The following is a 13618-nucleotide window of genomic DNA, read 5'->3' on the forward strand; positions in this document are numbered from 1 at the left end:
CCATGCAAGATGACCTAAAAACCCGCCTGTGTGATGCTGTCGATCAAGAGTTTGATCGACAGATTGCCTTTCTGTCCGCACTGACGGCGCATCCCTCAACGCGCGGGAACGAGCAATCCGCGCAGGCGTTCATGGCCGTTGAACTGGCCGCGCGGGGCTATGAGATTGACCGCTGGCAAATCGATATTGCTGAAATCCAGCATTTGCCCGGTTTTTCGCCAGTGCTGGGTCCGTATGAGGATGCGGTGAATGTTGTTGGTATCCATCGCCCCAAATCGCAACAGGGCCGTTCGCTGATCCTGAATGGCCATATTGATGTCGTTCCAGCCGGACCGCTGGACATGTGGGACAGCCCGCCGTTTGAACCGCGGGTCGCAGATGGCTGGCTTTATGGGCGCGGCGGCGGGGATATGAAGGCTGGTCTGACCTCGAACCTCTTTGCGCTTGATGCGCTGGCCACTTGCGGGCTTGCTCCGGGTGGTGATGTCTATTTCCAATCCGTGGTCGAGGAAGAATGCACCGGCAATGGCGCACTGGCCTGTCTGGCGCGCGGCTACACCGCCGATGCAGCGCTGATCCCTGAGCCGTTTTCGGAACACCTCGTCATGGCACAGCTCGGTGTCATCTGGTTTCAGGTCCATCTCAAGGGGCTGCCGACCCACGTCGCCTATGCCGGGACCGGTGCAAATGCCATCGAGGCGGCCTTTCCACTGATTCATGCTTTGCACGAAATGGAGCATCGCTGGAACGCGTCGGAAAACCGGCCTGACGAATACGGGCATATGGACCATGCGCTGAACCTCAATATCGGCAAGTTCCAGGGGGGTGACTGGACAAGTTCGGTACCTGCGTGGAGCGTGTTCGATGTCCGCATGGCGATCTTCCCGGGGCAGTCAATCGAGTCCGCCAAAGCCGAAATCGAACAGGTGATCATGGATGCGGCGCGCGAAAACGCGTTCCTACGGAATTCACTGCCTGAAATCGTCTACCACGGATTTCACGCAGAAGGTTACGCGCTCTCGCGCGATAGTTCTGCAAACGCGACCTCAGCCATTGCGGCGCTGGACAACGCGCACCAAAGCGTCAGCGGAGAGGCCTTGCAGCGCGAGGCCATCACAGCCACCACCGATGCCCGCTTTTTCGGACTTTATGCGGACACGCCCGCATTGGTCTATGGCCCGCGTGCGGAAGCAATCCACGGGTTCAACGAACGTGTTGATCTGGAAAGCATGCGTCGCATCACCAAGGCAACCGCACTATTCATCGCCGATTGGTGCGGCACAGAAGAGATATAGGGGCCATTTCATGCGCGAAGCTGTCATTGTTTCAACCGCCCGCACGCCGATTGGCAAGGCCTACCGCGGGGCGTTCAACAATCTGGAGGTTCCCAGTCTTGCTGCCCCTGCAGTCAAGGCGGCTTTGGCCCGCGCCGGATTAAGCGGCGGCGAGGTGGAGGAAGCCATTTTCGGCTCGGCCCTGACGCAGGGTTCCGCTGGTATCAACGTCGCGCGCCACATCGTTCAGGCCGCCGCCCTGCCCGACAGCATGGCCGGGGCAACAGTTGACCGTCAATGTGCCTCGGGCCTCAACGCGATTGCGATCGCATCCCACATGGTGCGTTGTGAAGGTGTAGACGTGGCGCTGGCCGGTGGCGTGGACAGCATTTCACTGGTGCAGAATGCCCATTGGAACAGCTACCGCTACCGCGACCCTACAGTGCACGACGCTTATTACCTTGGTATGCTCGACACGGCCGAGGTGGTCGCCGAACGCTATGGCGTCACCCGCACGGCACAGGATGCCTATGCGCTGCAAAGCCAGATGCGCACGGCCAAAGCGCAGGAGGCGGGTCTCTTCGCGGACGAAATCGTACCGGTTGAGGCCGTCAAGCTTGTCACGGATAAGGGTACGAAAGAGACCCGCGAAGATCCGGTGCGCCTTGAGCAGGACGAGTGCAACCGCCCCGGCACCACAGCCGAGGGGCTGGCCAGCCTCGCCGCCGTGCAAGGCGAAGGCAAAACTGTCACCGCAGGCAATGCCAGCCAATTATCTGATGGCGCCGCTGCCTTGGTCGTCATGGAAGCCGCCGAGGCCCATCGTCGTGGGCTTGCACCACTTGGCGCGCTACGGGGCTTTGCCGTGGCCGGGGTCGCGCCCGAGGAAATGGGTATTGGTCCTGTTGTCGCCATCCCGCGTCTGTTGGCGCGCGCTGGTCTGACGGTAGACGACATTGATCTATGGGAAATCAACGAGGCATTTGCGGCCCAACTTCTTTATTGCCGCGATGCTTTGTCGATCCCTGATGATCGGCTGAACGTAAATGGTGGCGCTATTTCCATTGGACACCCCTATGGCATGTCCGGGGCACGCATGGCGGGGCACATACTGCTTGAAGGGCGCCGCCAGGGCGTAAAATGGGGTGTCGTATCCATGTGCGTTGGGGGCGGCCAAGGCGCAGCTGGCCTATTCGAAGTATTCTGAGGTTATCACCATGCAAACGCTCACTCCGCAACATCTTGTGCAGCTGACGGCCCTGCGGCACGAACTGCATCGCACCCCCGAGATTTCGGGGGAGGAAAGCGCCACAGCCCAGCGCATTAGCGCCGAGTTGGAAGCACTTGGGGCTGACCGCATCTGGCGTGATCTGGGTGGAAACGGTGTCGCGGCCGAGTTCAAAGGCACAGCACCGGGTCCAACTGTGCTGCTGCGCTGCGAACTTGATGGGTTGCCAATCCGCGAACTGTCCGACCTGCCGTACAAATCCATGAATGATGGCAAGGGACACCTTTGCGGCCATGATGGTCATATGGTGTCCATGCTGGGCGTCGCCATGCAGTTGGCGACACGGCCTGCATCAGGCCGCGTAATCTTGTTATTTCAACCCGCCGAGGAAACCGGCGCGGGGGCAAAGGCCGTTATCGAAGATGACAGATGGGCGGAAATCCGTCCCGATTATGCCTTTGCCTACCACAATGTGCCCGGTCGCCCATTGGGCGAAATCGGCCTGCGGTCCGGGCCCGGCAATTGCGCATCACGCGGCATGCAGATCAGCTTCGAAGGCAAAAGCTCTCATGCGGCCGCCCCCGAAGACGGGTTGTCACCCGCCACTGCGATGGCCGCACTGATGACCTCTTTACCGGCGTTGGGAAGTGGGCAGATCGGGGATGATGATTTCGCACTATCCACGCTGACGCACGCCTATTTGGGCGAGCCAACCTTTGGCATTGCACCGGCAGAGGGCGAGTTACGCGTGACCCTGCGCACCATGTCAAACGCGCGTATGGACACCTTGATCGCCGACGCGCTGGCAGAGGTGGACCGCAACAAGGGTGTACTGAAGGTGGATGTCCAGTGGCATGATATATTTCCCTCCGTAGTGAACGACGCTGACGCAACGGCAATTGCACGCAACGTGGCTTTGGACCTGGGGCATGCGATCAACGACATGGCGTTGCCAATGCGCTGGTCCGAGGATTTTGGACGGATCGGGGATGACGGGCCCAAGGCTACGATGCTTTACATCGGATCCGGGGAAACGCAGCCCCAGTTGCACAACCCCGACTATGATTTCCCCGATGCTTTGCTCCCTGTCGTTATCGACCAGTTCTGTGGGATTGTCGAAAGGCTACTAGGCCCACCCCGATCATGACCGTCGATAATTATCTTGGGTCATGGTGCGAAATCCATCTCGATCGAATTTCCCGCAATCTAAAGCTGACGCTCGGGCTTGTTCCCTCTGGCCGCAGGCTCTGCGCGGTGCTCAAGGCCGATGCCTATGGCCATGGGATCAAACAGGTTGTGCCCGTGATGCAGGCGCAGGGGGTCGACTGTATTGGCATTACGTCAAATACCGAGGCCCGGGCCGTGCGCGACGCAGGATACGAGGGCACCCTAATCCGTCTGCGCGCCGCCACACCTGACGAAATCGCCAACGCGCTGGACGCTCAGATAGAAGAACAAGTCAGCTCTCTTGCAATCGCTGAAAAGTTGAAGGCGCTCAAAGTAGCAGGCCATAACGTACGCGCCCATCTGGCCTTGAATGCCTTGGGCATGTCGCGCGACGGACTTGAAATTTCAACAGATAAGGGTTGGGAAACCTGCCAAGCGATCCTCGATTTGCTGGGCAAGGACATCATAGGCATTTGCACCCATTTTCCCTGCAACACCCCTGATAATCTGCGTGCCAGCGCGGACCTTTTCCAGAAACAGGTCTCGCGGATCATCGAGAACAGTACGCTGGAACGGTCAGATATTCTGGTTCATGCTGGCAGTTCACTGACGTTGGTGTCGGACGAACCAGTTGAGACTGACATGTACCGGTGTGGTGCGATCCTCTACGGGATATTGAAACCAGAGTTGGGGTTTCAGACCACGATGGATTTGAAGGCGCGGGTGGTCAGCGTTGGGGATTACCCAAAGGGCGCATCGGTCGGCTATGATAAAGCCTGTCTGCTGAACGCAGACCGAAGACTGGCTTGCCTGTCGATCGGCTATGCAAATGGGTTTCGCCGGTCGCGAGACCCCGATGCGGCTGTCGTTCTAGGCAATCAGCTTGCACCAGTCATGGGCAAAACCTCTATGAATACGCTCGTTGTCGACATCACCGATGTTAAGGGTGTCCAAGCCGGGGACGAGGCCAAGGTGTTTGGAGGCATAGCTGACGCTAAGGCGTCGCTCGTCAAAACCGAACAGCAATTTCGCACAATCATGGCCGATCTTTATGCGGATTGGGGCATGCGCAACGAGCGCATTTTTCGCTAAGCACCCCGCCACTTGGCTCATATCTTACCTAACTCACCAAGCCGTTCCGCAAGCACTCAACAATGACAGCTTGGTGCTGAAAGCAGACCCCAGGGCACTTTCAGCACCAAGCCCGCTTGAGGCGGGCGGTATACGCCCCTAGCCATTGGATGACAAAACGCTCTACATTTCGCTACTTCAAAACGTCACCTGCAATCATCCGCCTCGCTGTGATGCTCTACGTCCGTTTTCCGCTTTCGCTACGGAAAGTAGAGGACTTGCTGCGCGAACGCAGGATCGAAGTCAGTCATAAAACGGTGCGGTTATCGTGAGCGCTCGTGCGCAGTCTGACACGATTCGTGCGCGCCATACGTTGCTCTCGTTTCTGCGTTGCGTCCAAAAAAGCGGCATTTCGCCCTCAAATAAGGCTGTATACCTCAGAGTACTGAAAAACAAATGGTTTACAAAGGCTTATAAAACCTCAAAAAAATGTGACAGAAACTAAGTTTCAAAATAAAAATACTTGACGAAATAAAGTTGCGCACTCAATACAACCTAGACAGCGAAAGGCTGCACCTTGGTGCTGGAACTCGCTCTACGAATGTGGCGCGTTTTGACAGCGCAAGAAGGCAAAGGCGGTTCTTGGTGATGATAAAGTCCATCCTGGTTCCCGTACGTGGTGATGGCATGGTGGCAACCGTACTTGCGCATGCAGCCGAGCTTGCCAAGCAACACCAAGCACAGGTCAATGTCGTGCACTGCCGTGCGCAGGCCAAAGATCTGATGCCCACGGGCATTCCTCTGAATGACTTCGCACGCAAGGTCATGATGGAGCAGGCCGTTGAGCTTGCCAACCGGCAGGAAGACCATCTGCGCGGTATTTTGCACCGCTTGGCGCGTGAATTTGGGCTGAGCGAAAACGCCGAGGCAGAGGGCTCTGTCGTCTGCACCTTTACCGAAGAACAGGGGCGTATGGCCGATGTCGTCAAGCATGCTGGCCGGCTATCAGATCTTATCGTTCTGCCAAAACCCCAGCGTGAACGAAACCTTGGCCAAAGCTCTCTGAAAGCCGCACTTTACGGCGCGGGACGGCCTGTCCTGATTTGTCCGGGGCAACTTCAGCCTGACGAAACCTTTGCCAAGCACGTGGCGGTTGGCTGGAATGGGTCGCTGCCCGCAGCACGCGCCGTCGCCTCCTCTCTCGACATTGTTAACGCGGCCCAAAAGGTCAGTATCCTGACGGGCGGCAAGGTCCAGTCGCATGGCCCGAGCGTGGACGAATTGGTGGATTACTACGCACTACGCGGCATCTCAGCCGAGATCGTAGGTTTTGAGGGGAAAGACGCAGCGACAGAACTGCTCAAGACCAGCAAAAACATCGGCGCCAGCCTGCTGGTCATCGGGGCCTATAGCCACAGTCATGAAACCGAGATGCTTTTTGGCGGCAACACCGAACGCATCGTGGACAAAACAGACATGCCCATCCTGATGGCCCACTGAAAACAATCCTGGGCCGCGCTACGGCCCAAGACGGCGGGACTATACCCCCCAAGCGAAATAAAAAAACGCGCAGCAAGCGCAAACTGAACGTCCGAAAGATCGGACCCTACATGGAGGAACATACAATGAAATTAACGAAAAGGCTTTTTCTGGGGCTGGCCGTAGGTGGCACCCTTGCAACGATTCCCCTTTCGGCTCTTGCGCAGGACTGGCAGCCGACCCGCCCGATTGATTTCACGATCATGGCGGGCCCCGGAGGCGGCGCAGACCAGATCGCACGCTTCGTACAATCCGTTGTCGAAGCAAACGATATGACAAACCGCCCTCTGATCCCGACGAACCGTGGTGGCGGTTCCGGCGCAGAGGCGTTGCTACACCTCAATGATGCACGTGATCCCGACCATACGCTTATGGTGACGCTGAACTCATTCTACACAACGCCGATCCGCCAAGAGGCGCTGGGCATTGATATCGAAACCTTCACGCCGATTACGATGATGGGCGTCGATCCTTTCCTGCTTTGGGTACACAAGGATTCCGGCATTACAGACTTTGACGGATTTCTCGCGAAAGTCCGTGAGATGGATGGAGAGTATGTCATGGGCGGCACCGGTGTCGGTCAGGAAGACTCGATCGTCATCGCCTATATGTCCGGCGTCTATGACCTCGACATCAAGTACATTCCCTATGATGGTGGTGGCGCCGTGGCCAAAGATCTTGCCGGTCAGCAGATCATGGCAACTGTGAACAACCCTTCCGAAGCCAAGGGCTTCTATGAAGCAGGCGATTTTGTGCCAATTCTATCGTTCTCCGACACACGTATGGATGCCTACCCTGACGTGCCGACGATCAAGGAAATGGGCCATGACTTCTCTTACTTCAACCAGCGGGCCATTGTCGGCGCGCCCGGCATGTCAGACGAAGCTGCGGCCTATTACCGCGAGATATTCGGTCAGGTCTACGCAAGCGACGCCTGGCAGGACTACCTTGTCTCGGAAAGCATGTCGCCGCTCCCGATGGATGAGGCAGAAACCCGTGCTTACTGGACAACGCAGGTTGCAAACCATCGTCAGCTTTTGTCCGAAATTGACGGCTAAACCAACCTAACGGAAAGGGGGCAGAGATGCGCCAAGGTGAGATATCGCTTGCAGGGTTTCTTGCCCTCTTTTCTCTCTATCTGATGTGGAAAAGCACCGAGCTTCCCATCGGCTATATTCGCGGCCAGGGGCCGGGTGGCGGGTTCTGGCCATTCTGGTTGTCCACGGGCATGCTTTTGAGCTGCTGTGCCATCGCGTGGAACTGGTGGCGCGGCAAAAGCCCGGCATCCGTATCGGATGAACCACTCATGGACCGCTTTGGATGGCGGACGGTGATCCTTGTCGGCGGCGGGGTCGTTGGGTTTGTTGCAATGATTTCCGTGGTGTCGATGTACGGTGCGGTTGGGCTTTTCCTTATCTACTATCTGCGTTTTCTGGGCAGGCATTCATGGCTGCTGACACTGACGATGGCGATTGTCCTGCCTATTGCGCTGTTCTTTTTCTTTGAAGGCGCGATGCAGATTTCGATGCCACAGGGCATGCCGTTCACCCAACCATTCTTCGATCTGATGTACGACATCATTTACTGACGCAGCCGCGAACCGAGGACCATCATGGAAGTTTTCTCATCTCTTGCCGACGGCATTTTGCTGGCGCTCATGCCGATCAATCTGATGTTGATCCTGATTGGTGTGACCGTCGGGCTCTTTATCGGCGCGATGCCCGGCTTGGGATCGGTGAACGGCGTGGCAATCCTTTTGCCAATCACGTTTCTCGTGCCACCCAGTTCGGCCATCATCTTTCTTGCGGCCATCTACTATGGCGCGATGTACGGCGGTGCGATTTCATCGGTGACACTGGGCATCCCCGGGGCGTCGACCGCAGTGGCCACAACATTTGACGGGCGTCCACTGGCACTTCAGGGGCGTGCCAGTCTGGCCTTGGTGACTGCAGCGCTGGCGTCCTTTGTAGGTGGCACCGTCGCCACCGTCCTGTTCACACTCTTTGCACCGCTTCTTGCAACGATGGCGCTTTCGTTCGGTCCACCGGAAATCTTCGCATTGATGCTGCTGGCCTTTGCAACTTTTGTAGGCCTTGGCGGCGATGATATCCCCAAGACGATCTTCTCTATCTGTTTTGGACTGGTCCTTGCGACTGTCGGCTTCGACACAATCTCGGGCGAACCGCGGCTGGTCCTTTTTGACATACAGGGATTCTTGCGCGGGATCGGCTTTATCGTCTTGGCCATCGGTGTCTACGGCATCGGGGAAATGATCTGGACGATCGAACAAACGCGCGGTGAAGTGACAACAACAAACCCCAAGATGACCGCCAAAGGTATGATGGCGGACTCCAAAGAAGCGACGAAAAAGGGCTGGAAAGGGACGTTGATCGGCTCGTTCCTCGGCTTCTTTGTCGGTATCTTGCCTGCCGCGGGTGCTACACCCGGTTCGCTGATGTCCTACGGTGTCGCCAAGATGCTTTCGCGGACCCCTGAAGAATACGGCAAGGGCTCCCCCGATGGGGTCGCCGCCCCCGAGGCCGCCAACAACTCGGCATCAACGGGCTCCATGCTGCCGATGCTGACACTGGGCATTCCTGGCTCGCCGACGACGGCGATCCTGCTGGGCGGGATGGTCATCTGGGGCCTCACACCGGGCCCGCGCCTTTTTCTTGACCAGAGCGAGTTTGTCTGGGGCCTGATCGGTTCGTTCTATATCTCGAATCTGGCGGCGGTTCTGATCAACCTTGCGTTTATTCCGCTGTTTGTGTGGATGCTGCGGATGCCGTTCACGATCCTTGCCCCGCTGATCTTTGTGCTGTCTATCGTCGGTGGCTTTGCCGCATCACGCAGCATGCATGACCTGTGGCTTATCGTGATCTTCGGGCTTGGGGCATTCTTCATGCGCAAGTTCGATTACCCCCTTGCCCCAGCCGTCTTGGCGATTGTGCTTGGACCGATTGCCGAACCGACATTGCGTCAGTCCTTGCTATTGTCATCAGGCGACCCGATGATCTTTTTTAACAGACCAATCGCAGGGCCCATCACGGTGATCGCAATCTTCCTGATCCTCTTGCCCGCGTTCAAACTGTTGCGCCGCAAAAAACGGGTCGCAGCAAACTGACCGATGTGCGAAATCTGACAAGAGATCGCGTCCATCCAAACACCAAACGACATGAAAGACACGCAATGCAAAGACTTGAAGACCTGATCCAGCCCCACCCCGATACGGCCAATGCCATCGGTGCACCTGGCCGCGACTGGATGACCTACGCCGACCTGCGGGCGCTTACGCAAGACGTGCGCGCAGCATTGCGCAAAGCAGGTATCGGCGCGCGTGACCGTGTTGCGATCGTCTTGCCCAATGGCCCTGAAATGGCTGCTGCTTTCGTCACTGTCGCGCAGTCTGCCACCACGGCCCCGCTGAACCCTGCCTACAAAGAGGACGAATTCGCGTTCTATCTTGAGGACCTCAAAGCGCGCGCCATTATCGTGGAGGCGGGCTATGACGGGCCTGCGCGCGCGGCCGCGAACCGCTTTGACATGACAGTCATCGAACTGACCGCGACCGAACCGGCGGGCACCTTCACGCTTGCAACCGATGTGACAGGCGATGTGTCGGATGCAGTCCCCACGGCCGATGACGTGGCGCTTATCCTGCACACCTCGGGCACCACATCGCGCCCCAAGATCGTGCCGCTGCTGCAATCGAATGTCGCAGCCTCTGCAGAAAACATCCGTGCGTCGCTTGCTCTGACGCCGGAGGATTGTTGCCTCAACGTGATGCCACTGTTCCATATCCATGGTCTGATTGCGGCGGTGAGCGCGTCGCTAGCCGCCGGGGCGTCGATCAGCTGTGCGCCGGGTTTTGATGCGCTCAAGTTCTATGGCTGGCTCGAAGAGGTCGATCCCACGTGGTACACCGCCGTGCCGACGATGCATCAGGCCATTCTGGCGCGCGCACCGCGCAATGCGGAGATCATCAAGAACGCGCGCTTGCGCTTCTTGCGGTCATCTTCCTCGTCCCTGCCCGGTCCTGTGATGACCCAACTGGCAGAGACCTTTGGCGCCCCAGTCGTCGAGGCCTACGGCATGACAGAGGCCGCGCATCAGATGTGCTGCAATCCGATTGAGCCGGGCCGTCAGAAACCCGGCGCTGTCGGTCTGCCCGCCGGTCCCGAAGTACGCATTGCCCATGAAGTGGAAAACCGCCTGATTGATGGCGTGGGCGAGATTGCCATTTCCGGCCCCAACGTGACACCGGGCTATGAGGCAAACCCCGAAGCGAACGAGAAGAACTTCTTTGAGGCCGACGGCAAGCGCTGGTTCCGGACCGGCGATCAGGGCATGTTTGATGAGGACGGCTATCTGTCTCTGACCGGTCGCCTGAAGGAAATTATCAACCGTGGTGGCGAAAAGATCAGCCCGCTCGAGGTTGATGGCGTCCTGTCCGATCACCCTGCCGTCGGGCAATGTGTGACCTTTGCTGTCCCGCACGCCAAACTGGGCGAAGACGTTGCTGCCGCCGTCGTGTTGAAAGAGGGCCAGAGCGCCACCGATCGTGAGATCCGCGATTTCGCGAGCGAGCGGCTGGCGGCCTTCAAGGTTCCGCGCAATATCCTGATCCTTGATGAGATCCCGAAGGGTGCGACCGGAAAGCTCCAGCGTATCGGCCTCGCCGAGAAACTCGGTCTGGGATAAGGAACACAGCATGAAGATCTGTATTTTCGGGGCCGGTGCAATCGGCGGCTATATGGGTGCAAAGCTGGCGCAGGCCGGGGCAGATGTCAGCCTTGTGGCGCGCGGCCCGCACCTCAAGGCGATGCGCGAAGACGGGTTGCGCCTGATCGAGGAAAGCGGCGAGACGATTGTAAAGGTCACAGCTTCGGACGATGCGGCCGATCTTGGGCCACAGGACTATGTGATTGTCACGCTCAAGGCCCACTCCGTCCCGCCAGTGGTGTCAAAAATGCAGCCGCTGATCGGCGAGAACACGACCATTGTCTCCGGCGTCAACGGTGTGCCCTGGTGGTATTTCCACAAAATCGGCGGTCCGCTTGAAGGCACGCGGCTGGAAACAGTCGATCCCGGCAACGCACAATGGGACGGCTTTGGTCCGGACCGTGTGCTGGGCTGTGTCGTCTACCCTGCCGCCGAGGTCATCGCACCGGGTGTTGTCAAACACATCGAAGGCAACCGCTTTTCCTTGGGGGAACCTGACGGATCAAAGTCAGAACGCGCCCTTACCCTTTCCAAGGCGCTAGCAGATGCGGGGCTCAGGGCGCCTGTCCGGCCGAAGATCAGGGACGAAATCTGGGTCAAGCTCTGGGGCAATCTGTCGTTCAATCCGATCTCTGCGCTGACCCATGCGACGCTTGATGTTCTGTGCACAGACCCCGGTACCCGTGAGGTGGCGCGCAACATGATGCTTGAAGCGCAGGCGATTGCCGAGAAGCTGGGCGTCAAATTCCCGATTGATGTCGACCGTCGCATTCAAGGCGGTGCCGATGTGGGGGCGCACCGCACATCCATGCTGCAGGATCTGGACCAAGGACGCCCAATGGAAATCGACGCGCTTGTGGGTTCGGTCAAAGAGCTTGGGCGCGTCACCGAAACGCCGACGCCAACGATTGATACAGTTCTGGCTCTGGTGGCACTGCGCGGAAAGACGGCTGGCCTTTACGGCGCCTAAGGCAGGGGCTTTGTTGAATGTGATAACGCCGCAGCAGGAACACTGCTGCGGCGTTATCATGTTCTGTGCTGCACAAACGGCGCTGGACCCGCGGGATCAGACAGCGATCGCCGCACCGTCAGCGCGCGGATCACTTGCGCATTCGATCAGGCCGGAAGGGTGCATCACCACCGCACCAGCGTGACCTGCAAGATCAGAGAACGGAGCGATCATCTCAACCTCATGACCTGCCGCGGTCAGAGCCGCGACAAGTTCAGGATCAAAACGGTCCTCGAGCTTCAGGCTCGTTGTCGCGTCCCCCCACGTGCGGCCCAAAAGCCACCTTGGCGCTGTCACTGCCGCCTGCAAATCCTGTCCGAATAACACATGGCGCGTAAAGACTGCCGCCTGTGTCTGTGGCTGACCTTCGCCACCCATCGTGCCGTAGGCCATGACACGGCCATCCGCCAATTGCGCCAAAGCGGGGTTCAATGTGTGGAACGGACGGCGGTAGGGACCCAGTTGGTTGGGCCCCTCCTGCAACGAAAAGCCTGCGCCACGGTTCTGGAAATAGACGCCGGTATCAGGGCATGTCAGGCCTGATCCGAATTCCCAAAAGACCGACTGGATAAAGCTGACAACGCAGCCGTCGCGATCGGCGGCCCCCATCCAGATCGTATCGCCTGCTTTGGCTTCATGCGGCCAAGGCAAGGCGACCTCCGGATTGACCTGTTTCGCCAGCGCATCCAGATCGTCCGCTCGCAGCCAGCCCTGAGCGGGTGTTGCCATATAGTCAGGATCACCCAGTTCCGCATTGCGCTTGATAAAGGCCAGCTTTGTAGCCTCGATCAGACCATGCAGATGCGCGAAACTCTCTGCCGTCTCGACGTTCAAACGGTCAAACAGCGCAAGGATCATCAAGGATGAGACCCCTTGGGTCGGTGCGATCATGTTATAAAGCTGGCCTGCTTTCACCTGAACCGTCAGCGGCGTGACCTGTTCAGCAGCAAAGCGGTTAAAATCGTCCAGCCGCAGCGGGCTACCTGCTTTTTCCAGAAATGCCGCGTGGGTTGCGGCGATGTCGCCGCGGTAATAATCATCAAGGCCCACATCGGCGAGGCGCTGCAAGGTCTCGCCAAGTGCCGTCTGGCGCAAACGATACCCCGGTTCCGGCGGTGCGCCATCCACAAGGAAGGTCTCGTCAAAGCCTGCGACACCTTTCAGGGTCGCCAGCTTGTCGGCGGTTGTGAGGGACTGGTTTGCTGTCACTGCGACACCCTCGCGTGCCAGCGCAATCGCCGGTGCGAGAAGTTGTGACAGGGGCAGACGCCGGTCTGCCGGCACAAGGTCCAGCGCTTTTGCCCAACCCTCAATCGTGCCCGGCACGGTCAATGCCGCCTGTGCGCCACGGCTGGGGATCGCATCCGTTGCCCCGCGCGCGGCGTACCATTCCGGCGTTGCAAGCCCCGCTGCACGACCACAACCCGATATGCCCACGGGGGCCTGGCCAGGCCGGTGGATCACCCAGAACCCGTCGCCGCCAATCCCGTTCATATGCGGATAGGCCACGGCCACCGCAGCGGCGGCAGCGACCATGGCTTCAATCGCCGTGCCCCCCGCTTCCAGCACATCGCGGCCCGCCAGTGCCGCGGCACGGTGCGGCGCGCT

The 13618-nt window shown here is 58.6% G+C and carries 11 protein-coding genes and 1 pseudogene; 11 read left to right on the forward strand and 1 reads right to left on the reverse strand.

The features are described 5' to 3' along the window. The first annotated feature begins 2 nt into the window (after positions 1-2). The 11 genes and pseudogenes from VGP75_RS11525 (at position 3) to VGP75_RS11575 (ending at position 11971) form a co-directional block, all read left to right on the forward strand. Positions 3-1295 (forward strand): ArgE/DapE family deacylase, encoded by a 1293-nt coding sequence (locus VGP75_RS11525; RefSeq protein ID WP_327543800.1) that lies wholly within the window; start codon positions 3-5, stop codon positions 1293-1295. A gap of 10 nt (positions 1296-1305) precedes the next feature. Continuing rightward, positions 1306-2481, forward strand: a complete 1176-nt coding sequence (locus VGP75_RS11530; protein ID WP_327543801.1) for a thiolase family protein — start codon at positions 1306-1308, stop codon at positions 2479-2481. Positions 2482-2491: 10 nt separating this feature from the next. Beyond that, the gene (locus tag VGP75_RS11535; protein WP_327543802.1) at positions 2492-3649 is read left to right on the forward strand and encodes an amidohydrolase; all 1158 of its coding nucleotides are present in this window, start codon (positions 2492-2494) and stop codon (positions 3647-3649) included. Then, positions 3646-4761, forward strand: a complete 1116-nt coding sequence (locus tag VGP75_RS11540; protein WP_327543803.1) for an alanine racemase — start codon at positions 3646-3648, stop codon at positions 4759-4761. Before VGP75_RS11535 ends, VGP75_RS11540 begins: the two co-directional genes overlap by 4 nt. A 149-nt stretch (positions 4762-4910) precedes the next feature. Next, positions 4911-5060 (forward strand): annotated as a pseudogene (locus tag VGP75_RS11545) (IS6 family transposase); the annotation flags it as partial. A 328-nt stretch (positions 5061-5388) separates the two neighbouring features. Further along, a complete protein-coding gene (locus tag VGP75_RS11550; protein WP_327543804.1) occupies positions 5389-6240 on the forward strand; it encodes a universal stress protein in 852 nt (283 codons plus the stop codon). A 125-nt stretch (positions 6241-6365) separates the two neighbouring features. Further along, positions 6366-7337 carry a Bug family tripartite tricarboxylate transporter substrate binding protein gene (locus VGP75_RS11555; protein ID WP_327543805.1) on the forward strand — a complete coding sequence of 324 codons (972 nt, stop codon included), beginning with the start codon at positions 6366-6368 and terminating at the stop codon, positions 7335-7337. A gap of 26 nt (positions 7338-7363) precedes the next feature. Further along, positions 7364-7867, forward strand: coding sequence for a tripartite tricarboxylate transporter TctB family protein (locus VGP75_RS11560; RefSeq protein ID WP_327543806.1), 504 nt, complete (start codon positions 7364-7366; stop codon positions 7865-7867). 24 nt (positions 7868-7891) lie between these two features. Then, the gene (locus tag VGP75_RS11565; RefSeq protein WP_327543807.1) at positions 7892-9403 is read left to right on the forward strand and encodes a tripartite tricarboxylate transporter permease; all 1512 of its coding nucleotides are present in this window, start codon (positions 7892-7894) and stop codon (positions 9401-9403) included. Positions 9404-9468: 65 nt separating this feature from the next. Continuing rightward, a complete protein-coding gene (locus tag VGP75_RS11570) occupies positions 9469-10980 on the forward strand; it encodes an acyl--CoA ligase (protein WP_327543808.1) in 1512 nt (503 codons plus the stop codon). 10 nt (positions 10981-10990) lie between these two features. Further along, positions 10991-11971, forward strand: coding sequence for a 2-dehydropantoate 2-reductase (locus VGP75_RS11575; protein WP_327543809.1), 981 nt, complete (start codon positions 10991-10993; stop codon positions 11969-11971). A 96-nt stretch (positions 11972-12067) separates the two neighbouring features. On the opposite strand, the gene VGP75_RS11580 is transcribed toward VGP75_RS11575, so the two are convergent. Then, the coding region (locus VGP75_RS11580) for a gamma-glutamyltransferase family protein (RefSeq protein ID WP_327543810.1) at positions 12068-13618 on the reverse strand (1551 nt) is incomplete at its 5' end.

This window comes from Yoonia sp. (assembly GCF_036007805.1).
Classification (GTDB): Bacteria; Pseudomonadota; Alphaproteobacteria; order Rhodobacterales; family Rhodobacteraceae; genus Yoonia.

What these genes read in the sequence shown, in the direction of transcription:
- VGP75_RS11555 (WP_327543805.1), top strand. Translation starts at nt 6,366, where the DNA reads ATGAAATTAACGAAAAGGCTTTTTCTGGGGCTGGCCGTAGGTGGCACC.
- VGP75_RS11525 (WP_327543800.1), top strand. Translation starts at nt 3, where the DNA reads ATGCAAGATGACCTAAAAACCCGCCTGTGTGATGCTGTCGATCAAGAG.
- VGP75_RS11540 (WP_327543803.1), top strand. Translation starts at nt 3,646, where the DNA reads ATGACCGTCGATAATTATCTTGGGTCATGGTGCGAAATCCATCTCGAT.
- VGP75_RS11570 (WP_327543808.1), top strand. Translation starts at nt 9,469, where the DNA reads ATGCAAAGACTTGAAGACCTGATCCAGCCCCACCCCGATACGGCCAAT.
- VGP75_RS11550 (WP_327543804.1), top strand. Translation starts at nt 5,389, where the DNA reads ATGATAAAGTCCATCCTGGTTCCCGTACGTGGTGATGGCATGGTGGCA.
- VGP75_RS11560 (WP_327543806.1), top strand. Translation starts at nt 7,364, where the DNA reads ATGCGCCAAGGTGAGATATCGCTTGCAGGGTTTCTTGCCCTCTTTTCT.
- VGP75_RS11575 (WP_327543809.1), top strand. Translation starts at nt 10,991, where the DNA reads ATGAAGATCTGTATTTTCGGGGCCGGTGCAATCGGCGGCTATATGGGT.
- VGP75_RS11565 (WP_327543807.1), top strand. Translation starts at nt 7,892, where the DNA reads ATGGAAGTTTTCTCATCTCTTGCCGACGGCATTTTGCTGGCGCTCATG.
- VGP75_RS11530 (WP_327543801.1), top strand. Translation starts at nt 1,306, where the DNA reads ATGCGCGAAGCTGTCATTGTTTCAACCGCCCGCACGCCGATTGGCAAG.
- VGP75_RS11535 (WP_327543802.1), top strand. Translation starts at nt 2,492, where the DNA reads ATGCAAACGCTCACTCCGCAACATCTTGTGCAGCTGACGGCCCTGCGG.